This is a genomic window from Streptomyces olivochromogenes, from assembly GCF_001514115.1.
Lineage (GTDB): Bacteria > Actinomycetota > Actinomycetes > Streptomycetales > Streptomycetaceae > Streptomyces > Streptomyces olivochromogenes.
Window position 1 is genome coordinate 172,675 of the sequence record NZ_KQ948467.1, and the last position, 22,563, is coordinate 195,237.

The 22,563-nt window shown below is 69.9% G+C and carries 17 protein-coding genes; 7 read left to right on the forward strand and 10 right to left on the reverse strand.

The features are described from left to right. Positions 1-362 precede the first annotated feature (362 nt). Positions 363-1,076, forward strand: a complete 714-nt coding sequence (locus tag AQJ27_RS36350) for an SDR family NAD(P)-dependent oxidoreductase (protein ID WP_067378290.1) — start codon at positions 363-365, stop codon at positions 1,074-1,076. Between the two features lie 271 nt (positions 1,077-1,347). Beyond that, a complete protein-coding gene (locus AQJ27_RS36355; RefSeq protein ID WP_067378293.1) occupies positions 1,348-3,525 on the forward strand; it encodes a ricin-type beta-trefoil lectin domain protein in 2,178 nt (725 codons plus the stop codon). Between the two features lie 43 nt (positions 3,526-3,568). Here the strand turns inward: AQJ27_RS36355 and AQJ27_RS36360 are convergent, their stop codons facing one another. From AQJ27_RS36360 to AQJ27_RS36395, 8 genes are all read right to left on the reverse strand, one after another. Then, entirely contained in the window at positions 3,569-4,612 is a 1,044-nt protein-coding gene (locus tag AQJ27_RS36360; protein ID WP_067378296.1) for a LacI family DNA-binding transcriptional regulator, read from the reverse strand. A gap of 132 nt (positions 4,613-4,744) precedes the next feature. Beyond that, positions 4,745-7,111, reverse strand: coding sequence for a glycoside hydrolase family 3 N-terminal domain-containing protein (locus AQJ27_RS36365; protein WP_079065495.1), 2,367 nt, complete (start codon positions 7,109-7,111; stop codon positions 4,745-4,747). A 115-nt stretch (positions 7,112-7,226) separates the two neighbouring features. Further along, positions 7,227-8,156: a carbohydrate ABC transporter permease gene (locus tag AQJ27_RS36370; RefSeq protein ID WP_079065496.1), complete on the reverse strand. Its 930-nt coding sequence runs from the start codon at positions 8,154-8,156 to the stop codon at positions 7,227-7,229. Next, complete coding sequence (locus AQJ27_RS36375; RefSeq protein WP_079065512.1) at positions 8,153-9,004, reverse strand: carbohydrate ABC transporter permease; 852 nt, start codon at positions 9,002-9,004, stop codon at positions 8,153-8,155. The genes AQJ27_RS36370 and AQJ27_RS36375 overlap by 4 nt, the downstream gene beginning before the upstream one ends. Before the next feature lie 92 nt (positions 9,005-9,096). Then, positions 9,097-10,398 carry an extracellular solute-binding protein gene (locus AQJ27_RS36380; RefSeq protein WP_067378302.1) on the reverse strand — a complete coding sequence of 434 codons (1,302 nt, stop codon included), beginning with the start codon at positions 10,396-10,398 and terminating at the stop codon, positions 9,097-9,099. A gap of 293 nt (positions 10,399-10,691) precedes the next feature. Next, positions 10,692-12,164: a dihydrolipoyl dehydrogenase family protein gene (locus tag AQJ27_RS36385; RefSeq protein WP_067378305.1), complete on the reverse strand. Its 1,473-nt coding sequence runs from the start codon at positions 12,162-12,164 to the stop codon at positions 10,692-10,694. A gap of 112 nt (positions 12,165-12,276) precedes the next feature. Continuing rightward, positions 12,277-13,059, reverse strand: coding sequence for a maleylpyruvate isomerase family mycothiol-dependent enzyme (locus AQJ27_RS36390; protein ID WP_067378307.1), 783 nt, complete (start codon positions 13,057-13,059; stop codon positions 12,277-12,279). Continuing rightward, entirely contained in the window at positions 13,056-13,832 is a 777-nt protein-coding gene (locus tag AQJ27_RS36395) for an enoyl-CoA hydratase/isomerase family protein (RefSeq protein WP_067378311.1), read from the reverse strand. The genes AQJ27_RS36390 and AQJ27_RS36395 overlap by 4 nt, the downstream gene beginning before the upstream one ends. A 166-nt stretch (positions 13,833-13,998) precedes the next feature. On the opposite strand from AQJ27_RS36395, the gene AQJ27_RS36400 reads away from it, so the two are divergent. The 3 genes from AQJ27_RS36400 (at position 13,999) to AQJ27_RS36410 (ending at position 16,697) form a co-directional block, all read left to right on the forward strand. After that, complete coding sequence (locus tag AQJ27_RS36400; protein ID WP_235613900.1) at positions 13,999-14,898, forward strand: LysR family transcriptional regulator; 900 nt, start codon at positions 13,999-14,001, stop codon at positions 14,896-14,898. A gap of 234 nt (positions 14,899-15,132) precedes the next feature. Continuing rightward, positions 15,133-15,870, forward strand: a complete 738-nt coding sequence (locus AQJ27_RS36405) for an SDR family NAD(P)-dependent oxidoreductase (protein WP_067378316.1) — start codon at positions 15,133-15,135, stop codon at positions 15,868-15,870. 62 nt (positions 15,871-15,932) lie between these two features. Continuing rightward, positions 15,933-16,697 carry an SDR family NAD(P)-dependent oxidoreductase gene (locus AQJ27_RS36410; RefSeq protein ID WP_067378318.1) on the forward strand — a complete coding sequence of 255 codons (765 nt, stop codon included), beginning with the start codon at positions 15,933-15,935 and terminating at the stop codon, positions 16,695-16,697. Between the two features lie 39 nt (positions 16,698-16,736). On the opposite strand, the gene AQJ27_RS36415 is transcribed toward AQJ27_RS36410, so the two are convergent. After that, the gene (locus AQJ27_RS36415) at positions 16,737-18,458 is read right to left on the reverse strand and encodes a tetratricopeptide repeat protein (protein WP_067378550.1); all 1,722 of its coding nucleotides are present in this window, start codon (positions 18,456-18,458) and stop codon (positions 16,737-16,739) included. A gap of 252 nt (positions 18,459-18,710) precedes the next feature. Between AQJ27_RS36415 and AQJ27_RS36420 the strand changes: the two genes are divergently transcribed. After that, positions 18,711-20,117: a VCBS repeat-containing protein gene (locus AQJ27_RS36420; RefSeq protein ID WP_067378321.1), complete on the forward strand. Its 1,407-nt coding sequence runs from the start codon at positions 18,711-18,713 to the stop codon at positions 20,115-20,117. A gap of 126 nt (positions 20,118-20,243) precedes the next feature. On the opposite strand, the gene AQJ27_RS36425 is transcribed toward AQJ27_RS36420, so the two are convergent. Beyond that, a complete protein-coding gene (locus AQJ27_RS36425) occupies positions 20,244-20,708 on the reverse strand; it encodes a DUF5709 domain-containing protein (RefSeq protein ID WP_067378324.1) in 465 nt (154 codons plus the stop codon). A gap of 340 nt (positions 20,709-21,048) precedes the next feature. Between AQJ27_RS36425 and AQJ27_RS36430 the strand changes: the two genes are divergently transcribed. Then, on the forward strand, positions 21,049-22,422 hold the full coding sequence (locus tag AQJ27_RS36430) for an ADP-ribosylglycohydrolase family protein (RefSeq protein ID WP_067378327.1): 1,374 nt from the start codon (positions 21,049-21,051) through the stop codon (positions 22,420-22,422). Positions 22,423-22,563: the final 141 nt, after the last annotated feature.

Sequence of the window (22,563 nt, forward strand, 5' to 3'; positions counted from 1 at the left end):
AGAACCACGCTGCGCCTCACTCGCGTCTTCGACAGTCCATTCGTCGAAAATCACCTGCTATGCACGAGAATACCGAGAATACGGTTATCGGGGATATTGGCCACGGTTCATGGTGGCTCGCACGCGGCATGACCGTACGGGGTTGTGTCGGAGGCGCGGACGGGATGGTGTCCCTCGTGGACCAGGACACCGAGGATGTGGACACCGTGTCCTACACACCGACGGCACCCGAGTGGGCCAGGCACATCACTCGTCTGCCTTTCCATGAGCGCGCGTGCGGCGCAGCCGGGGCAGGCTGACGTACATCCCGCCGTCCTCCGAAGGTGAACAGTCATCGCGATGAAGGAGGTGCTCCTCGCATCGTGAACACCGTGCAGAAGGTCGCCCTCGTCACCGGCGCTTCGCAAGGCATCGGCGCCGCCCTCGTCACCGCCTACCGCGAGCTCGGCTACGGGGTCGTGGCGATCTCCCGCTCCATCGGCGATTTCAGCGACCCCGAGGTGCTGGCCGTGCGGGCCGATGTGGCCGAGCCGGGCGTCGGCGCTCGCATCGTCGAAGCGGCTCTCGGGCGGTTCGGCAGGATCGACACGCTGATCAACAACGCCGGAATCTTCATCGCCAAGCCGTTCACCGAATACACCGACGAGGACTACGACGCCGTGGCCGGGGTGAACCTGCGCGGCTTCTTCGAGGTCTCCCGCAGCGCCGTCGCCGCCATGCTCTCCCGGGCCGGTGGCGGCCACCTGGTGAACATCTCGACCACCCTGGTCGACCACGCCGACTCGCGGGTGCCCGCAGCGCTCGCGTCGCTGACCAAAGGTGGGCTGAACGCGGTCACCAAGGCGCTGGCGATCGAGTACGCGTCCTGCGGCATCCGGGTCAACACCGTCGCGCTCGGCACCGTCCGCACCCCGATGCACCCGACCACGGAGTACGAGGCTCTCGCCGCGTTGCAGCCGATCGGCAGGGTGGGCGAGATCGACGACGTGGTCGACGCGATCCTGTACCTCGAAAGCGCCTCGTTCGTCACCGGGGAGATCCTGCACGTCGACGGGGGCCAGAGCGCGGGGCGCTGAGCGGCGGTGTGCCGGGCCCCTGCCGGCACATGTTCCTGCGATTTCCGCTACGTCAACAACCGGTGACGGCCGGTTCACGAAATACTTTCGGAAACGTGACGGTGACACAACGGCGTCGCGTCCCAATACTGTCTCCCACCGGCTCACGTCTCATTGAGTGGAATGTGCATCCGTGAGCAATCGGGGCTGTCGGCCTCGCACTCCGTCAATCGGCAGTTCTCGACAGGGACTTCGTGCCGATCCGTCCAGGGGAATTGTATTGATAAAGAAATTGGCACGGAAGGCTCTCGCGTCGGCGACAGCCGTCGGCGTCGGCCTGGCGTTCGTCATCGCCTCCGCGGCGAACGCGTCGGCATATCAGCCGAGCTCGTCGAACTTGTATGTGGCGGACAATCCCGCCGCGTGCAACAAGAACCCCTGCGTTCTGTACCCGAAGTCGGCCCAGCTTCCGAGCGGCCGGATCGTGGCGGCGTTCGAGAACGATCAGACCGCCCCGGTGGGCCAGACGATGCCGGTCTACAAGAGTGACGACGAGGGGACGACGTGGCAGAAGCTGGCCGATGTCAAAGCACCGGCCTACCTGTCGAGTGACGCCAAGTACGCGAAGTACACGAGCAATTGGACGAACCCGTATCTCTATGTGCTCCCACAGAATGTCGGAAACCTGAGCGCCGGCACGCTGCTTCTCGCGAGCGTGGTCTCGGGGGACGACTATTACTACGAGGAGCAGAAGGCCGCCAATTCCAGTTGGACGCCGTCCAGTGACGGCGACCGAAAGGACGTGGCGCTCGCGCTGTACTCCAGCACCGACGACGGCGCGACCTGGAACATCGTCAACATCGTCGCCACCGGCGGCTGGCAGGGCGGCAGCGCGGGAAGCCTCGGGCGCGTCTCGACCGCCAACACCCACGCGCAGGTCGACCCGGTCTGGGAGCCGCACCTCGTCGCCCGGAACGGCCAACTCGTCGCCTACTACTCGGACGAGAACGACTACCTCGGCTACGACGCCGGCACCGGTGTGCCGGTCCTCGACCCGGACAACGACACCGCGTCGGACTCGGGCGGCCAGGTCCTCGTGCACAGAACCTGGGACGGCAGCAGCACATCCTGGAGCGGACCGGTCGTCGACGTCCCGGGTTCCACCGTGGACCGCGGCAACGGCAAGACGGAGATCGGCGGCGGCCGACCGGGCATGACGACGATCGCCCCGACCACCGACGGCAAATGGCTCCTCACCTACGAGTACTGGGGCGGCGGGACGAACGTCCGATACAAGATCGCGGACGATCCCCTGAAGTTCTACGCAGCCGCCGACGCCCCGATCACCAACCTGCCCGTGCCCACCGGCGGACACACGCTGTCCACGGGCGGCAGCCCGGTGCTCCTCTCGATGCCGGACGGACGGATCGTCTACAACGCGTCGGGCAGCGGAAACGTCTGGGTGAACGAGTCCGGTCTCAGCAACGGGTCCTGGAAGGAGTACCAGACACCGATCGCCGCCGGGTACAGCCGCACTCTCCAGTACGTCACGGGCACGGGACGCGTCCTCGTCCTCCAGGCATCCTGGAGCGGCGGAAGCGTGGGGCCCGTGCACTATGCCGAGGTCGACCTCGGCCGGTCCGACGGTGCCTACGACACCCTCGTCAACCGCCTGACCGGTCAGGTCCTCAGCCCCGACACTGGGAAGACGCAGGACGCGAACCTCACCGGAAACGTCCCCGACCTCGTCCTCAAGGCCCGCAGTGCCACGGACGACTCGCAGCGCTGGCATCTCACCGCAAAGGGCGCCAACGTGACCCTGCTCAACAAGACCGGCGGCCGCTCCGTCGCCATCTGGACCGGCAGCGCGACGGCCGGGCAGAAGCTGGCCCAGTGGGTCGACGACGGTGCCACCGACAAGCAGTGGACCCTGGTCTCCTCGTCGACCAGCGGGTACTACAAGATCCGCTCGGTCAAGAACACCAGCCTGTACATGAGCGGAGCGACCGCGGGCGGCGCCGTCACCGTGGCTGCGGCTACCAGCGACGGCTCACAGGACTGGCAGCTGGTCCAGGACCCCGTGCCGACCGACGCGTCCTTCGCCCTGAAGGGCGCCAACTCCGGCCGCTGCCTCGACGTCCCGAACGGCCAGACAGGCGTGCAGGTCCAGATCTACGACTGCTCGGGCAACGCCAACCAGACCATCACCCAGACCGCGGCCGGCGAACTCCGCGTCTCCGGCAACTGCCTTGCCGCGAACAGTGACGGCACCACCGCGGGTACCAAGCTCATTCTCTGGGCCTGCAACGGGAAGTCCAGCCAGAAGTGGTGGTTCCGGCTGGACGGTTCCGTCGTCAACCGGTCCAACGGTCTAGCCATCGATGTGACCAACTGGGGGACGGCCAACGGCTCGCCCGTGGAACTGTGGACGGCCCTGGGCAACGCCACCCAGAGGTGGAGCCGGGGATAGCCGGTTCGGGCGGGGTGCGTGCCGCACCTCGCCCGAACGGCTGTCAGCGGGACCTGTCCGCGTGCCGGGGAACGGACGTCGACGTCCGCAGCACCAGCTCCGTCGCCAGCTCGATCCGCGGGGACACCGGCGGCCGGCCCTCGGCGAGCTGCATGAGGACCCGAGTCGCCTCGTGCCCCAGTTCCTCGAACGGCTGGCGCACCGCGCTCAGGGGCGGACAGGCCATGGCCGCGACCAAGGTGTCGTCGAAGGACATGACGGCCAGATCGTCCGGCACGCCGAACCCCTCCTGGCGGGCGGCCTCCAGCACGCCGAGGGCCTGGGCGTCACTGGCCGCGAACACGGCGGTGGGCGGCTCGGCGGAGCGGAGGATCTGGAGGCTGGCGGTCAGCGCCTCGTCGTAGTCGAAGTCGGTGGAGCGGACGATCGACGGGTCGTAGCCGATCCCGGCTTCCTCCAGGGCTGCCCGGTAGCCGTGCAGGCGAGCCGCCCCGGCCAGGGAGTGCGAGCGGCCCGCGACCATGCCGATCCGGGTGTGCCCGAGCCCGAGGAGGTGCTGCATCGCGTCCCTGGCACCGTTCCAGTTGGTCACCCCGATGCTCGGGATGTCCAGGGACGGCGCGCTGAGCGGGTCGATCAGCACCACCGGGAGACGCTGCTCGACGATACGGCGCTGGTCCTCCTCGGCCAGCATCGAGATCACGATGATCAGCCCGGCGGCACCGAGCGCCACACACTCCTCCAGCCACCGGGAGATGGGCCGCCGACTCGTCGTCCCCGTCACCACGTTGATGCCGAGTTCGCCTGCCGCGTCCACGATTCCCCGGGCGACTTCCAGTGTGTAGGGCCCCGACATGTCCCGGAACACCGCGATGATCTGCCGGGGTCGGGCGGGCTCCGGCTCCCACGGGCGGACGTACCCGCTGCGCGCCAGCAGCTCCTCCACGCGGGCCCGGGTCGCCGCACCGACGTCACGACGCCGGTGCACGACCTTGGACACGGTGCTGAGGGACACCCCCGCCTCGGCGGCGATGCCCGTCAGCAGCCCGTACTGCGTCTCCAGATGAGCCTTGCCCTGAGCTGCCACCCGATGCCCGCCCCATTGCCGACACCGATGCGCCGAAAACGCATCGAATCCCTGGTCAGAACCTCCGCCGCAAGCTAACGGGACCGTGTGCCCAGGGGCAAGACCGGTGCCGCCGCTGCCGTGCCCGCCCGGCTAAGCCCGCTCGACGGTCACCCGCACGGTGTGGTGTCGTACGACCGTCGCGTCCCGTTCCTCGCCGACGAGCCGGACCGTGCCCCGCGCCGGGGTGTCCTGGCTCGACGATCCCGCGTACAGCAGGATCTCGCCGGGCTCGACGACGCGGTGCCCCGCCAGGCCGGTGAAGGCCAGCCGGTCGGTGTGCACGGCGAAGCGGACGGTGGCGCTCTCGCCGGGGACGAGGTCGACCTTGGCGAAGGCCAGCAGCGCGCGTACCGGCCGGGTGACCTGGGCGACCGGGTCGACGGCGTAGAGCTGGACCGTCTCGGCGCCGGGCAGGTCACCTGTGTTCCGTACCTGCGCGGACACGGTGAACTCCCCGTCCGTAGGAACCTGTTCGCGGTCGACGGCCATCCCGTCGATCTCGAAGGTGGTGTACGAAAGGCCGTGCCCGAAGGGGAACGCGGGGGTCGGATCGAGGTTGGACAGCCAGCTCTGCCGGTCGCCCAGCGGCGGGTGGAGGTAGGTGTGGGGCTGACCGCCGGGGGACAGGGGGAGCTGCACCGGCAGTTTTCCGCTGAAGTTCCCTGAGCCGGCGAGGAGTTCGGCGACCGCCCGGCCGCCTTCCTCGCCGGGCAGGAAGACCTGCACCATGGCGGCGGCGTCAGCGGCGAACCGGCCCACGGCGTAGGGGCGTCCACTGCTGACCACCAGGACGACCGGCCTGTGGGTCGCGAGGACCGCCTCCACCAACTCCTCCTGTACGCCCGGCAGTCGAAGATCCTCGACGTCGCAGCCCTCGCCGGAGGTGCCGACGCCGAACATGCCGGCCTTGTCCCCGACGACCAGGACGGTCACGTCCGCGGTGGAGCAGGCCTCCACGGCGGCCGGGATGCCGGTGCGGTCCTCGTCGCGGATCGGGCAGCCCTGGGCGAACTGCCATTCCACATGCGGTAGTTCGGCGGTCAGTGCGGTTCGCAGGGACACCGCCTCCACCCCGTCGCCGAGATCGTCGCGGTCGGCGAGGACGTGGTTGGGGAAGCTGTAGCAGCCGAACATGGTGCGGACGTCGTCGGCGCACGGGCCGATCAGAGCGATCCGGCCGGCCGAGGGGAGGGGCAAGGCTCCGTCGTTCGTCAGTAGCACGGCGCTCGACCGGGCGGCCGCGTGGGCAAGCCGGCGGTGCTCCGGCTTGTCGAGGTCGAGCGCCCCGGCGCGCAGGGCGGGTGGGCGCGGGTCCCAGTCGGGGTCGAGCAGCCCCAGCCCGATCTTCTGCCGCAGGACCCGGCGTACCGCCCGGTCGACCGCGCTCTCGGCCACCTGCCCCTTCTCCACGGCGCTCACCAGCGCCTCGCCGAAGCCGCGCTGGTCGGGCAGTTCGACATCCATCCCGGCCCGCAGGGCGAGCGCCCCGGCCGCGGGCAGGTCGGCCGCCACCCGGTGCGCGTTCACCAGGAACGGCAGCGACCAGTAGTCGGAGACGACGGTGCCCTCGAAGCCCCACTGGTCGCGGAGCACGGACGTCAGCAGCCACTCGCTCGCGGCGGGGGCCTCGCCGTCGATCTCGGCGTACGAGTTCATGACCGACCCCACACCCGCGGCGACGAGTCGTTCGAAGGGCGGCAGGATGACGTCGAACAGCTCCCGGCGGCCGAGCTGCGCGGGCGCGTGGTTGCGGCCGCCCATCGAGGCGGAGTACCCCGCGAAGTGCTTGAGGGTGGCGACCACCCCCGCGCTCTGCACGCCCAGTACATAGGCCTCGGCCATCTCGCCGACGAGATAGGGGTCCTCACCGAAGGTCTCTTCGCAGCGGCCCCAGCGGTAGTCGCGGATCACGTCGACGACGGGGGCCAGACCCTGGTGGACGCCGGCCTCGGCCATGTCGGAGCCGATGGCCTCGCCGACCCGGCGGATCAGGGCGGGGTCGAAGGTGGCCGCCATGCCCAGGGAGGTCGGGTAGATCGTGGCGCCGTAGGCGGTGAAGCCGGTCAGGCACTCGTCGTGGGCCATGGCCGGGATGCCGAACCGGCTCTGCCTCACGACCTGTTGCTGGTGCCCGGCCAGCAGCCGGGCGTGTTCCAGTGCGGGCCGGGGGAGGGTGCCGTAGGGGCGGGTGAGCTGGCCCAGGCCGTGCCGGGCGGTCTCGTCGAGGTCACCGACCCGGCCGAAGTGGTTGCTGCCCGGGGCGACTTCGGGGCCGGTGGCCTCGATGTCCTCCCAGGTGCTGCTCAGTTGCGCGACCTTCTCGGGCAGGGTGAGCCGGGCGAGCAGGGCCTCGACGCGCTCGTCGACCGGCAGCGCGGGGTCGGTCCAGGGGCGATCGGGCCCGGTGCGGTCTCCCGGGTGCGGGAGGCCGCCGTGGTCCGGCATGGTGGTCGTCATTCACGACTCCTCGGGGAGGTACGGGGGAACGCGTCGCGGCGGCCGGGCATGCCAACCCGGCCGCCGTCGCGGGACGCGTTGCTGAGACAAAGGTGGTGAGGCGGGCGAGGGCCTGCTACTTGGAGAATCCGGCGGTGAGGCCGGCGACGAGCTGGCGCCGGGCGAGCACGAACACCACCAGCATGGGCAGCGTGGAGAGCACCACCGCGGCCATGGTCGCCGGGACGTCGATGCCGAACTGGCCCCGGTAGAGCGTCAGAGCGAGCGGCAGCACCGCCTTGTCGCCGCTCTGGGTGAGGATCAGCGGGAAGAGGAAGCCGTTCCAGACCTGGAGGCCGTCGTACACGGCGACCGTCACCAGCGCCGGGCGGGCCAGCGGCGCCGCGAGCGAGATCAGCATGCGCCAGTCGCCCGCGCCGTCGACGACCATCGCCTCGAACAGGGAACGGGGCACGTCCCGCAGGAAGCTCACCAGGATCATCACGGTGATGGGCAGCGCGAACGCCACCGACGGCAGCACGATCGCCGCCAGGCTGTCGTACAGCCGCATCCGGATGATCAGCAGGTACACCGGGATGATGACCGCCTGCAACGGGATCGCCAGGCCCAGCAGGAACAGCCGGAACGTCACCCGGGACCAGCGGCTGCCGGAGTTGCGGACGATCGCGAACGCCGCCATCAGGGCCGCGACGACGGTGAACACGACCGTCGCCACGGTCACGACGGCGCTGTTGAGCAGATAGGTCGCGAAGTCGCCGTCCAGGACGGTTCGGTAGTTCGCCAGGGTGGGGTGGCCGGGCGGGGCCAGCGGACTCGCGGTGGTGAAGTCCGTAGCACTGCGCAGGCTGGTCACGACGAGCCAGTAGACGGGTACGACGACCAGCGCCGTCCACAGCAGCGCGGCGCCGCCGGTGACGGCACGGCGCAGGGCCGTCGCCGCCCGGTGCGGCCAGGGAGCCCGCCGCGCCGTCACCGGACGCCCGGCGGCGTCCGCCCCGTCGTCCTTGCCGGCACCTGTGCGCGTCCGTGTCAGGGTGGTGCTCACAGGCCCTCCTGTTGGCTGTCCATCCGGGTGAACCCGGACAGGCGGGTGGTCAGCAGCGACAGACCGAGGCCGAACGCCACCAGCAGAGTGGCGACCGCGCTGGCCCGGCCCATGTCGTGCGACTGGAAACCCGTGATGTACATGGCCAGCGGCAGCACGCGGGTGGCGGTGCCGGGACCGCCGGTGCCGCCGGACAGCACGAAGATCAGGTCGAAGTACGTCAGCGAGCCCACCAGCATGAGCGTGCTGGACGTGACCATCGTGTACTTCAGCTGCGGCAGCGTGATGCGCAGGAACCGGGTCGCGGGACCGGCGCCGTCGATCGCGGCGGCCTCGTACAGCTCGGTCGGGATCTGCCGTATCCCGGCCTGGTAGAGCAGTGCGTGGAACGGCACGAACTGCCAGGCGATCACGAAGATCACCGTATACAGCGCCAGGTCCGGCGAGCCCAGCAACGGCCTTGCCAGCCAGTGCAGTCCGGGTGTGGCACCGATGCCGAACGACGGGTCGAGCAGGGCCTGCCAGGTGAGTCCGATCGCCACGGCGGACAGCAGCAGGGGCAGGAACCAGAGCACCGCGAAGAGGGAGCGCAGGCGCCCGTGCGGCGCCTGGAAGACACCGAGGGCGAGAGCCAGCGGTGTCTGGACCAGCCAGCTGATCACCATCACCTTGACGGTGAGCCACAGCGCCTGCCAGGTGGCGCCGTCCGTCAGGACGGAACTCCAGTTGGCGGCGCCGGACCAGCCGATGGAGCCCAGGCCGTCCCAGCGGGCGAAGCCGAGCGCCACCACGCCCACCAGGGGGACCAGACCGAACAGACCGAAGAGGATCAGGGCGGGGGCCGCCATGAGAGCGCCGCTGAAACGGCGCCCGCCACGGCCGGTCGTACGGGTCGTTCGGGTCGTAGAGGTCGTACGGGGGGTGCGGAGCGTGGTGGCCACTACGAGCCCGCCTTGCTCATGTTCGCGCCGAACTGCTCGGGCTTGATCTGCCGCAGGAACGATTTGTCGACGTTGGTCAGGAGCGGGTCGGCCTGGTCCGAGGGCAGGGCCTGGTCCCAGGAGAGCTGGAAGCTCGGGGAGTTCTGCACCAGTTCGTAGACGAACGTCAGCCACGCCTTGTCGGACGACTTCGTCGCCGCCAGCTTCGACTCCAGACCGTTGACCGGCGGCACGCTGCCCGCCGCGAGGTAGGCGTCGACCTGGGAGTCGTCGAGGACGTAGTCCTTCAGGTAGGTGAGGGCCGCGGACTTGTGCCCGCTCGACGCGTTCAGCGACAGGAAGTTCGAGGGGTTGCCGACGATGCTCTTCGCGTTGCCCGCGCCGCCGGTCAGCGCCGGGAAGGCGACATAGCCCAGGTCCTTCTTGACGAAGTCCGGTGCGGCCTTGACGAGGTTGGCGTACTCCCAGGTGCCCATCACCTCCATGCCCGCCTTGCCGGTGTAGAGCAGAGCCGTGGAGGCGCCCTGGTCGTAGTTCACGGAGGAGGCGTTGTTCCCGAACGCGCCGGCCTTGGCGAGGTCCTGGAGGTACTGATTGGCCTTGGTGACCGTCGGATCCGTCCACGCCGTGGCGTCACCGGAAGCGATCTTCGAGAACGCCTGGGTGCCGCCCGTGCGGTCGAGCAGGTACTCCAGGTACATCAGCGTCGGCCACTTGGAGTTCGCCGCGAGGGACAGCGGAATCACTCCGTCGCCCTTCAGCTTCCCCACGGCCGTCATCAGCTCGTCGTACGTCTTCGGCGGCTCCACGCCCGCGCTCTTGAGAACCTTCTTGTTGTAGTAGAGGACGACCGGGGCGAGGCCGTTGGCCGGCACGCCGTAGACCTTGCCGCCGAAAGTGGCGCTCTGCATCACGCTCGGCGTGAACCGGTCCGTCTTCACCTGTGCCGCCGTCAGCGCGTCGACCTTGCCCGCCTTGACGTAGTCGTCCAGCGCGCCGCCGCCCCAGCTGAAGAAGATGTCCGGTGCCTGGTTCGCGCCGAAGGCCACCCGCAGCTTCTGCTTGTAGTCGTCGTTCGCGTACAGCTGCAGCGTGATCTTCTCGTCGGGATGGTCCTTGTTGTAGGCGTCGACGGACTCCTTGAGGATCGTCTGGTCGTTCAGTGCCCACATCGTCAGGCCCTTCGCCGACGTCGTCGTGGACGGTCCCGAAGTCCCGCACGCGGCAAGGCCGAAGGCCGCCGCGACGGTGACGGCGGACGCGATGACGCGCCGGGCTCTGATGTTCCGGAATCCGCGCATGTTCTGCCTCATCTCTCTGCACGCCGTGGGTGCGTCAGGCAGATCGGAAAGCATTACGAAAGGCTTTCGGATGTCCCGCCGAGGCGGCCTGCCTGCTGGATCGGGAGACTGACATGTCCTTCACACCCGGGACAAGGAGGGGAAATGCCTCGGTTACGAAAGACTTTCGTGACGCGGACCCCGCCCGTGGACACGGGCGGGGTCCGGCATCGCATGCGCTTGTAACCTCCTGCTCACGCGGCTTGCGCACACGCTCGTGGTCGTGTGCGGCATCTGCCGACGGGCCTGGTGGCCTAGCTCTTGTAGGCCTTGAGCATGAAGAGCCAGATTTCGCTGACGGTGGGGAAGCAGGCGACGGCGTGCCGCAGTCGCTTGAGGGGGATCTCGCCCGCGACGGCGACGGTCGCGGAGTGCAGCAGTTCGCTGACGCCGGGGCCGACGAAGGTCACCCCGAGGAGGACCTCACGGTCGAGGTCGATGACCATGCGGGCTTGGCCCTGGTAGCCGTCGGCGTACAGGTTCGCCCCCTGGGCTTGGGCGAAGTCCACGTCGACCACGGAGATGCGGTGGCCGGCTCCGGTGGCCTGTTCGGCGGACAGGCCCACGGCAGCGGCCTCGGGATCGGAGAAGAAGACCTGCGGCACGGCGTGCTGGTCGGCGGTGGTGGCGTGGTCGCCCCAGGGCCCGTTGTCGAGCGGCAGACCCTTGGCGCGGGCGCCGATCGCGTCGCCCGCCGTCCGCGCCTGGTACTTGCCCTGGTGGGTGAGCAGGGCGCGGTGGTTGACGTCACCGAGGGCGTAGAGCCAGGTGCCCTCCATTTCTCGGACCAGACAGGTCTCGTCGACATCGAGCCAGGATCCGGGGGCCAGGCCCACGGTCTCCAGGCCGATGTCGTCGGTGCGCGGCGCCCGACCGGTGGCGAACATGACCTCATCGGCCTCCAGCCGGTTCCCGTCGTCGAGGCTCAGGGTGACCGGGCCCGCCGGGTCGGGGCGGCTCAGCCCGGTCACCGAGACGCCGATGCGTACGTCCGCGCCCGCCTCGGTGAGCCCTTGGGTGACCGCGTCGCCGACGAAGGGCTCCATCCGGGGCAGCAGCGGGCGGCGGGCCAGCAGGGTGACCTGGGCGCCGAGGCCCTGCCACAGGGTGGCCATCTCCACGCCCACCCCTCCACCGCCGACGATGGCGAGCCGGCCGGGCACATGGCTGGAGTCGGTGCCCTCGCGGTTGGTCCACGGACGGGCTTCCTCGAGGCCTGGTACGTCGGGCAGTACGGGGCGGCTGCCGGTGGCGATGGCGACCGCGTGGCGGGCGTTGAGGGTGCGGCGCCCGCCGTCGGAGGCGGTGACGGTCACCCGGCGCGGTCCGTCGATCCGGCCCTGCCCGCGGAACAGATCGGCCCCGATGGACTTCACCCAGTTGGCCTGCCCGGCATCGTCCCAGTCGGTGACGTAGTGATCGCGCCGGGCGAAGACCCTGGCGGTGTCGAGGTCTCCGGCGACCGCCTGGCGGGCACCGTCCACCCGGCGTGCGTCCGAGACGGCGATGACCGGCCGCAGCAGTGCCTTGCTGGGCACGCAGGCCCAGTACGAGCACTCACCGCCCACCAGTTCACGCTCGACCACGGCGACGGTCAGCCCGGCCGCGCGGGCGTGGTCGGCGGCGTTCTGGCCGACCGGGCCGGCCCCGAGCACGATCACGTCATAGGTGTCTTCCGCGGTGTCTCTCGCGGCGGCTTCTGGAGTGATTTCGGGTGAAGTGTTCATGATTCCATCGTTCCTCGGGACGTGGCGATCCGCTCGGCTCACAGGCCGGCGGGGCGTGGCGGATCGCAAGCTCCACTGGGGGCGGTGACGGCTGTGGCAGATCGGAGGCCGGTCAAAAACCGGGGAAGAGCGCCCGCAGGTCGTCGAGGGAGATCGATCCGGTGGCGGTCAGGGGGTCCTGGGGGCGGTTGCGGCCGTAGACGAGCCGCAGTGCCGACTCCGCGGGGCCGGTCAGGAGGGCGGTGGGGTCGGTGGGAGGGGTCGGGTAGAGGTGGAGTTCGCTGTCGATGTCGAGGAGCAGCGTCCGGCGGGGGTCGGTGAGCTCCACTCGTACGCGCCGCGGTGCGAGGCGGGTCAGGGCGTCGGCGTCGCGGAAGCGGGTGGCCACCAGGTCGATCCGCTCCCAGAGCAGCGCCACGTCGGGTGCGGTGAGCACCGCCCGCTCGTCCAGCGCGACCATGACGTCCCAGGCGTGTAGGGCCTGCTCGGACAGCCGGTAGCCGGCGTACGACGCCAGATCGAGCAGTCCGGCGAAGTACGGGACGCGCAGGGACGTGCGCTGCCCGGGGCCGACCGAGTCCAGGAGCGCCAGATGGCGTTCGTCGGCCTCCCGCCACGCGGCGCGCTGTTCGACGGGGGACATCGCGTCCCACCGCTCCCACACCGGCAGGAGCTCCTCGCGGACCGGGCCCCGCTCGTCCCCCTTGAGGCCCCGTTCCACGAGCGTGGTGGAGATCTCCGCGCCGCTGCCCAGGTGGGACAGCACCTGGCCGATGGTCCAGCCCTCGGCGAACGAGGCCGCGGCGAGACGGTCGGCCGGCAGGTCGGCGACAGCGTGCCACAGTCGCTGGGACGACTCGTGCATGGCACCGATCCAGTGGTCGGCGGCGGTCACGCCTGGTCCCCGCTTCCGTAGGCGAGGTCGGCGGCGGTGAGGCCCTCGAGCGCCATGCCCAGTTGGGTGCCTTCGGCCATGCGGCGGCTGATCCGCTGCCGCAGGGTGACGGCCAGATAGCGGGTGAGCAGTTGCGGCTTGGCGGCGAGCCGCTCCGCGAGTTCCTGGGCCCGGGGCAGTACCCGCTCCAGCGGCAGCACCTCGGCGACGGCGCCCCACCGTTCGGCCTGGTCGGCGGTGAACGAGCCCTGGGTGAGGGTGAGGTAGCGGGTGCGGTTGACGCCGATGGCTTCCTCCCAGGCGATCTGGATGCCGTCACCGGGCACGATGCCGAAGGTCAGGTGGGGAAAGTCGGAGAAGACGGTGGTGTCCGCGGCCACGACGATGTCGGCCAGCAGCGCGTACTCGCTGTGTACGGAGGCCGGACCGTTGACGGCGGCGACGATCGGCATCTCCAGGTCGACCAGGCGCTGCATCACCCGGCGGCCCTCGGCGACGGTGCGGTCCCACTGGGCGGGCTTGGTGATGTCCCCGAGGCTTGCGCCGTCGATCTCGGTCATGAAGCGGTCCCCGGTGCCGGTCAGCACCAGGACCCGGTTGTCCCGGTCCTCGCCGATCTCGAACAGGGCGCGGGGAAAGTCGGTGTGCAACTGTCCGCTGAAGGTGGCCGGGCCGCCGTCCGTGTGGAAGCGCAGGGTCAGCACTCCGGAGTCGGTGCGGCTCAAGGCGATGTTCTTGAAGGCGGTGAAGTATTCGGGTGTTGCGCCGGTCATGGTCACTCCTACGGTGGCGCGGCGCCGTCGTGCGCCGCTCTTCCACACAACCACCGGGGCGGGCCGGTTCGTAGCGTGCGTCCAGTCGCTCCGGGACCACCCTCCATCAGGGATGCTTATGGCATCCGGGCGTGCCGCGATCCAGCGATGTGGTGCGATGGGAACCATGGATCTCCGGGACATGCGGGCCTTCGTGGCGGTGGTGGAGGAGGGCGCCCTGTCCGCCGCGGCCCGCCGGCTCCACATGAGCCAGCCCCGGCTCTCCCAGATGGTGCTCGCACTGGAGCGGGAGTTCGGCGTCGGCCTGTTGGTGCGCAGTTCGACCGGGGTCCAGCCGACCGAGGCCGGCACCACCCTGCTGGCCGAGTCCCGTGCGGTGCTCGCCCGGTACGACCAGGCCGTCGCCGTCGTCGCCCGGCACGCCGCACCGGGTGGCTCCGTTCTCCGGCTCGGAATCCCGCTCGAACTGCCCCCCGGGTTCCTGACCCGTCCGCTGGCCGCACTCGCGGACGCATATCCCGAGACTCGGGTGGAACCCCGGCACATGTCCACGGCGGACCAGAAGGTGGCCCTGCGCACCGGGGAGCTCGACATCGGCCTGCTGCGCGAGCGCCCGTCCGGGGGTGACCTGGACGCGATCAGGGTCATGGAGGAGCGGCTGGGCGTGCTGCTCGCGGCCGAGCGGGCCGCCGAACTGTCCGGCCCGGAGGGTGTGCGGCTCGACTCACTCGCCCGGCTCCACTGGGTCGGCTTCCCCCGCTCCGGAAGCCCCGTCTGGTACGACGAGGTGACCGCCGTACTGCGTGGACACGGCATCGACATCGAGGCCTCCGCCGTGGGAGGGCAGACGCTGCTCGCCGAAGTGAAGCTGGCGGCGGTGAGCGACGGGACGGCCTTCGCCCTGGCCCCGCCGCACTGGTTCCACCCCTTGCCCGAGAACGTCGTGTGGCAGCCCCTGGCAGGCAGCCCTCTGGTGCGTCGGACCTGGGCGGTGTGGCAGGCCAGGTCGCACCGACAGGACCTCGGGCATTTCGTGGTGGCGCTGGGGAACGACACGGACGGCTGAGCTGCTGCCGCGTCCGGTGACACTGCCGCCCGACGGGCGAGCATCGGGTCGGTTGGAGGGTTGGCGACCCGCAGTGCCATCCGGGCCATAAACATTCCTCATGGCCGGGCTTGCGAGGACGAATGGCCGGAGGGCATGGCGCCGACCGCTCCATCGGTTCTACCACATCGCGGTGGTCAACACGCCGCGACGTCACCTGATGTCACCGATGTCACCGATGGAAAGGACAGGAACATGGAGTTCCGAGACCGGAAGGCGCTCGTGACCGGGGGCGCAACCGGCATTGGCTTCGCGACGGCACGGTTGCTCGTCCGCGAGGGAGCCGAGGTCGTGATCGCCGGCCGGAGCGAGGAAGCCGGCGCCAAGGCCGTGGCCGTGCTCGGGGAGCACGGCGGCCGGGCACGTTTCCTCCAGGCCGACCTGCGGGATCCGGAGTCGGTCCGCAGACTCGTCGCGGAGGCGAGTGACGTGGACGTCCTGGTGAACAATGCCGGAGCGTTCCCGTTCGCTCCCACGGCGGAGCAGGGCCTGGACGCGTTCCAGCAGCTCTTCGAGACGAATGTGCGGGGACCGTTCTTCCTCACCGCGGCGCTCGCGCAGAAGATGGCGGCCCGGGGCGGCGGCAGCATCGTCAACGTCACGACGATCGCCGCACAGCGCGGCATTCCCGGCACTGCCGCCTACGGTTCGACGAAGGCCGCGGTCGAGTCCCTGACCCGCACCTGGGCGGTCGAGTTCGGCAGCCTCGGGGTCCGGGTGAATGCCGTCGCGCCCGGTCACACGCGCACCCGGAACGTCGTCGGCATGATCGGCGAGGAGAGCTTCGAGCGCATCGGAGCCGAGGTGCCGCTCGGTCGGCTCGCCGCCCCCGAGGAGATCGCCGAGGCGATCCTCTTCCTGGCCTCTCCGCGGGCCAGTTACGTCACTGGAACCGTCCTCACCGTGGACGGCGGAGCGGTGGCCCTCACCTGACCCCCTTGTCTGCGAAGGCGGGCAACGAGCGGGCAACGAATCGACACCCCAGAGGAACAATCATGGGACTTCTGAACGACAAAGTAGTGCTGGTCACTGGTGGAACTTCGGGCATCGGCCGCGCCGCCGCCGTCCTGTTCGCCGAGGAAGGCGCCAAGGTGGCCATCACCGGGCGTCGCGCCGAGGTCGGCGAACAGGTCGTCGACGAGATCTCCAAGGCGGGAGGTGAGGCGCTGTTCATCCGGGCCGACGCGACCGACATCGCGGGCGCCGGGGACGTGGTGCGTCGGACCGTCGAACACTTCGGCCGACTGGATGCGGCGTTCAACAACGCCGGTACCGCCATGGTCGGTCCGCTGACCGAGCTGGACGAGAAGACCTGGGACGTCCTGGTGGACGGCAATCTCAAGAGCACGTTCTTCTACCTCCAGGCGGAAGCGGCGCAGATGAAGCGCCAGAAGGAAGGCGGCTCGATCGTGCTGAACGGTTCCGTCTTCGCCGAGTTGGGGATCGAGGGCATCTCGATCTACAGCGCCAGCAAGGGCGGCGTCACCGCACTCGCTCGCGCCGTCGCGGTCGAACTCGGCCCCGACGGCATCCGCGTCAACAGCGTCAACCCGACGGTGATCCGCACCCCTCTCACCGAAAGCGGCATCACCAGGAACGAGGACGGCACCGAGTACCACCCACATGGCGAGAAGATCCCGCTGGGCCGGCTCGGTGAGCCCGAGGACGTGGCCAACGCGACCCTCTTCCTGCTGTCGGACCTCTCCTCCTACATCACCGGTCAGACACTGATGGTCGACGGCGGGCAGAGCGTCAACTGAACCGACCACAGCACTGTTTCCTCAGCGCGGGGACCGGAATCAAAGAGTCCGGGCCCCGTGGTTCGTCGCTGAGCCATTCCCACTCGGCTGTTCGGAGCAGCAATGGCTCGTCGGGCCCGCGGTGTCGAGTCGGCAGAAGCACGACGCCTCGATGGGGACGTCCGCGAGTGCGGTGGCCATGGTGAGTTGCTGGGCGATGATGCGGGCTTCCCCCGTCTTGCCGAGCCGCACAAGGCATTCGTGGAAGCCGTGGAGTGCCCAGACGTTTCCCGGATGTTGTGAGGACCTGGGCAGCGTGTCGTCGAGTCCGAGGTCGGCCCGGTAGACGGCCTCGGCCTCCTCGACTCGGCCCTGTTCGAGCAGGAGCGCCCCGTAGGCGTGACGGGTCGGCTGCATCCAGCCCCACGGTTCGTCGTAGGGCAGGTGGTCGTCGAGTTCGATGGAGCGCCGCAGGGAGGCGAAGGCGAGGTCGTACTCGCCCCTGCGGTACTCGAGTTCGCCGTCGAGCATGGCGGCGGCGATGGCCAGGATGTCCCGGCAGGTGTTGTTGAACAGCGTCCGCGTCTCGGGAACCCGTGCGACCGCGCGGCGGAACAGCTCGCGTTCGGCCTCGGCCTCGGCGGTCGACCCGGTGGCGGAGTACGCCACTGCGCGCGCGTAGTGCAGCATCGCGATGGTGACGCAGTACAACTGCGGGTCGGAGGGCATCGGCAGCGCGAGGATCTCCTCCCACCGGCCGAACCGGATCAGTACGTGCACTCGCATGGCGAGGAACCCCTCCAGCCAGTCGGCCATGGGCGGACTCTCCACACGCAGCAGATCCTCGGGGATGGACGCCTCCAGCTGTGCGGCCGTCTCCAGCGCCGTCCCGGACCGGCCGAGGAACATCGCGCCGTAGATCTTGAAGTGATAGTTGTGCGAGCGGTACAGCGTGTAGAAGTTCATCGCGCCGGCCCGTCGCAGGTACTTCTCGTCGGCCTTGATCGCGGCACTGTTGGCCGACACGACCCGTCGGTAGTCGCCGCACAGCACATCGAGGTGGGAGGGCATGTGCTGCAGGTGCCCCGCGTCCGGTACCAGTGCCGGCAGGCGGTCGGCGACGGTGAGGGCTTCCTCCGGCGTCGGGGACATCTCCATCAGATGGATGTACATGTGCAGGATGCCCGGGTGACCGGCGCCGGTCTCGGTCAGCAACGCGCGGTCGAGGACGGCCTTCGCCTCCAGCGTGCGCGCACCGGGGGCGGGCTCGCCGGTGCGCAGGTCCCACAGCTGCCACGGGGTGAGGTTCATCAGCGCGTCCGCGTAGAGCGTGGCGACATCAGGGTCGTCGGGCGCGAGTTCGTACACGGCACGCATGGCCTCGGCGTACGGCTCGTTCCAGACGGAGCAGTCCTCGACGGCGCGCGCGGCGGGATAGCGCTCGCGCAGCGCCTCGATGAGCGTGCGCTCGGTCGGTGTGGCCGTGCCGGACAGCGCGTGGGCCCGTTCGACGGCGGCGTGCGTCCGTTCCACCGTGTGCCGCAGATCGACGTCGTCGAAGAACTCCCAGGGCTTGTTGTAGTTGGGGCCCAGCGCGTATGCGACACCCCAGTACGCCATGGCGCAGTCGGGATCCGCGGCGGCAGCCGACTCGAAGCAGGTGACCGCCTCTTCGTGGTTGAACGCGTAACTCCACACCAGACCGCGGTCGAACCAGCGCTGTGCTTCCGGCGAACGGGTCGACACGGGCCGGGTCAAGGTCCCGAGGTCGAAGTAGTCCATGAGGATCTCCTGCAGAGGGATGCGGCTCGACGACACCGGCTTCTTCCTGCATACAGCGGGCGCAGACAGTCCCCTCGAGTCTATTTCCGCTGGAGACCTTGGAGATGGAACGGCCCGGGATACTCGCGGTCTGCTCGGGGTGAACTCCAGGTGAAGGAGCGGCGTACAACCGTTGGCGGTCCGTGCGGGTCTTGGTGGTTGCCGTGCGCGTGAGAAGTGCGGCCCACTGCCCTCCATTCCTAGGGGTTTGCCATGTCCTCCCGGAGATTCCACGTGTCCGCCGCCGCTGTCGTCGCCGCCGTCATGGCCGTGACGGGGGCGACGACAGCGGTGTCCCACGCCGAAGACGCCCCTGCGGGCGCCCTCGCCGCCGATGCCGCGGCGTCCGTGCGTGCCGACTTCGACGGCGACGGATACACCGACGTCGCGATCGCCGCCCCCGGCGGCACTGTCAACGGCAAGGCGGGCGCCGGATACTTCGCCGTCGTCTACGGCATGGCCGAGGGCCCCAACGGCGTCAAGCGCCAGGTGATCAGCCAGGACCGCTACGGGATACCTGGCACGGCGGAGGCGGGTGACCACTTCGGCGGCCCGCTCACGGCCGCCGACCTGGACGGTGACGGTTTCACCGACCTGGTGGTCGGAGCCCCGGGCGAGGACATCGGCAGCGCGCGTGACGTGGGGCTGCAGACCGTCGTGTGGGGAGGGGCAGGCGGGCTCGCCATCGCCACCACAATCGGACAGGGCCGGGCGGAGACCCGGGCCGGTGACTTCGACGGCGATGGGCACCTGGACCTGGCGACGGCCTATCAGATGCGGTACGGGCCCTTCAGCCGGAGTGGTTCGGCGGCCCGCATCGGCCCCCTCGTCGACCTCGACGTGCGTGTCTACGCCATGGAAGCGGGCGATGTGGACGGCGACGGCACCACCGACCTGGTGGTCAGCAGTGGTCCGTGGGACTCGGACGACGGAGGATCGATCCCGCCGCCCCGTCTGCGACTGCTGAAGGGGACCGAGAAAGGCCTAGTGGCAGGACCGTTCATCGCCTACCCCGACACCGTGTCCGCGGACAGCATCGCCCTCGGTGACATCGACGCCGACGGCCGGTCGGACGTCGTCTTCGGCCGCAGCACGGCGGCAGCGGGTGGTCTCGTGGGCGTGGTGCGCGGCACCGCGAACGGGTTCGCGGCGCGAGCCACACTGATCGGCCAGAACACCCCCGGAGTCCCCGGCGCGGGTGAGAGCGGCGACCGCTTCGGCACCGACGTCTCCGTCGGCGACATCACCGGCGACGGTTACGCCGACGTCGTCACTGGTGTCCCGGGCGAGGACCTCGCCGGCCGGACCGACGCCGGCACCTTCGCCGTCCTCAGGGGCGGCTCGACGGGTCTTTCCGGCACCAGGGTCCAGGTTTTCAGCCAGAACACGGCCGGGGTGCCCGGTACGGCCGAGAACGGTGACCGGTTCGGCAGCCGCACCGCCGTCGTCGGCGGGCATGTCGCCGTCTCGGCACCGGAGGAGAACAGCGGCTCGGGAGCCGTGTGGGTCTTCCGCGGCACCACCTCCGGAGTCACCGCGACCAGGTCGGTGAGCTTCGGACCGCACACCCTGGCCGCGCCCGTGTCCGGCGCACACTTCGGTGCCGCCTTCCACCGCTGACGGCCGCCTCGCGGCGCACCGACGTCCGCTTGCCACCATCTCCGCGCACCACGCCGAGCTCTGTTCTGTGCCCGTCGGTGGAGACGAACGGGCAGGTCAGGAGGACGCAGGCTAGAAGGACGCGGGTTACAAGGACTCGGAGTCGGGGATCACGTGCATCGCGGCCTCCTCGGCCGATGCGGCGGCCCCGTCGACGCCGACGTCGTAAGCAATGAGGTCCTTCTCGGTGTCCTCGTGAGCGCCCTCGTCCGGCGCGACGAGGCGGCCCGCCCGCAGGTCTCCGACCTCGTCGTCGATGAGTTCCACGTCGCCGTCCCATAGGTCCCCGATACCGTCGCCGTCCTGGCCGGCGATATCGGGTACCTCCTCGGCGAGCCGCTCGTCGAGACTCTCCCCTCGCTGCCGCTCCGCCGCCGTGACGCCGGTGTGCTCCACGCCCCAAGGCTTCTCCGGGGGCGAGTAACCCTCGTCGAGAGCCTCGTCGATGCCGCGGTCGTCGAGGGTGTCCGAGACGTCCAGCAGTCCGGCGTCGTCCTGTACCTCCGACCCGTCCGGCTGGTAGACGTCATCACCCATCGCCTCGTAGGCCATGCGCGCTCCATTGTCGGGTGCTCCCTGCCAGGGATCTGACGGGAACACGGTTGTCCGGACCGGAGGGAACTCTCCCGGGCGGAGTGGGAAAGTCAGCCTAGGACCAGAGGCGGAGGCAAGTCTGACTCTCCGCGCACCGGGTCTGTTCCCCCAACGCACCATGCCCACAACTCCCATCCGCCACTCCTGGCTGCTCGCCAGGAGGGTGCCCGGTCGGCAGGACACCTGGACGCCTCGCACTGGACTCCCGCACTGGACGACTCAGCACCAGGCCCGCGAGGCAGTCAATGCCGGCAATTGCCGTGGCGCTGCGGCAGGTCGGCTTGGCAGGATGGGGGAGATGCCCGCTGAGTTCTCCTTCCTCGACCCTTCCGCCTGCCCTTCCTTCGATCACCGCTCCGCCGCCCGCGACGCTCTGCGCGGCTTGGCGGTGGGTGACGCCTTCGGCGCCCAGTTCTTCGTACCGGACAATCTCCCCGGCCTGCGCGAGCGGCGATCGCCTGCCGCGGAATGGCCGTGGACGGACGACACGGAGATGGCCTGCTCGGTCTTCGACGTGCTGCGCCGGCGCGGCAGCGTGGACCAGCGCGAACTGGCGCACGGCTTCGCCCACAGGCACGACTTCGACCGGGGCTACGGTCCGGCGATGAACCGGCTGCTGCGCCTGGTACGCGAGGGCGGCAGGTGGCAGGACCTGGCCGCCGAACTGTTCGACGGCCAGGGGTCGTGGGGCAATGGGGCCGCGATGCGGGTGGCGCCTTTGGGCGCTTGGTTCGCCGTTGATCTGGCCGAGGCAGCCGCGCAGGCCGGGCGGTCGGCGCGGGTGACGCACACCCATCCGGAGGCGGTGGCCGGGGCGGTCGCCGTGGCGGTGGGAGCCGCGTGCGCCGCCCGCGGGCGCGTTCGGCCGGTGACCGGAGCCCAGTTGCTGGCGGCGGTGGAGGAGCTGACACCGGAGGGACGGATCCGGTCGGGGGTGGCCGAGGCGCGGGAGTTGTTGGGCCAGCCGCACGCCGAGTACGCGGCGCACCGGTTGGGCAACGGCCGGCGGGTGAGCGCGGCGGACACGGTGCCCTTCGCCCTGTGGTGCGCGGCCCGGCATCTGGAGGACTTCGCGGAGGCGCTGTGGGCGTGCGCGTCGGTGGGCGGGGACGTCGACACCACCTGCGCGATCGTCGGCGGAATTGTCGCCGCTCGGGTGGGCACGGCGGGGATACCTGCCGCGTGGCGGGCTGCGTCGGAGGCGCTGCCGGAGTGGGTGCGTGAGGGCGAACCGGGTGAGGACCTCAGCCGCGCCGGGCTGGGTCGCGACGTGACGCCGCTGCGTCGCCCCGAGCCGGTTCCGGTGCCGGAGCTGGTGTGGACTCCGGGGCAGTGGCAGCGTGTCCGGCACGGTGTGCGGGCGCTGAGCATGGACGAGAAGTGGGACGCGTACCTGGAGGGCGACCAGCTGACGCTGCATCGCAGTGGGACCGGCCGTGCCATTTTCCGGGTGACCGTGGCCGAGGACCCGACCGGCCGGCGGCCGGTGGCCGCGCTGGTCGAGTCGGACCCGGAGCTGTACCGCCGCGGCGGCGACGAGACGGAGAGCGCCTTCCTCGAACTCTTCCTGCGCGCCTGGTACATGGACGATTCCCGGCCCGAACTGTGGAATCGCTACCAGGAGTTGCGCCGCGCCGAGGAGGCGGCGGCCAAGGCCGAGAGGACCACCTGAGCGGCGGTGGGCGCAGTCCCGCCGCCGCTTGATCCACGAGGGATTGTTGGCGAACCCTTGCCGCCCTCTTACTGATCATGTCTCTTCCGCCGCGTACGGTTCCCGTAGCGGGGTGTCCCGTCAAGGATCTTCGAACAAGGG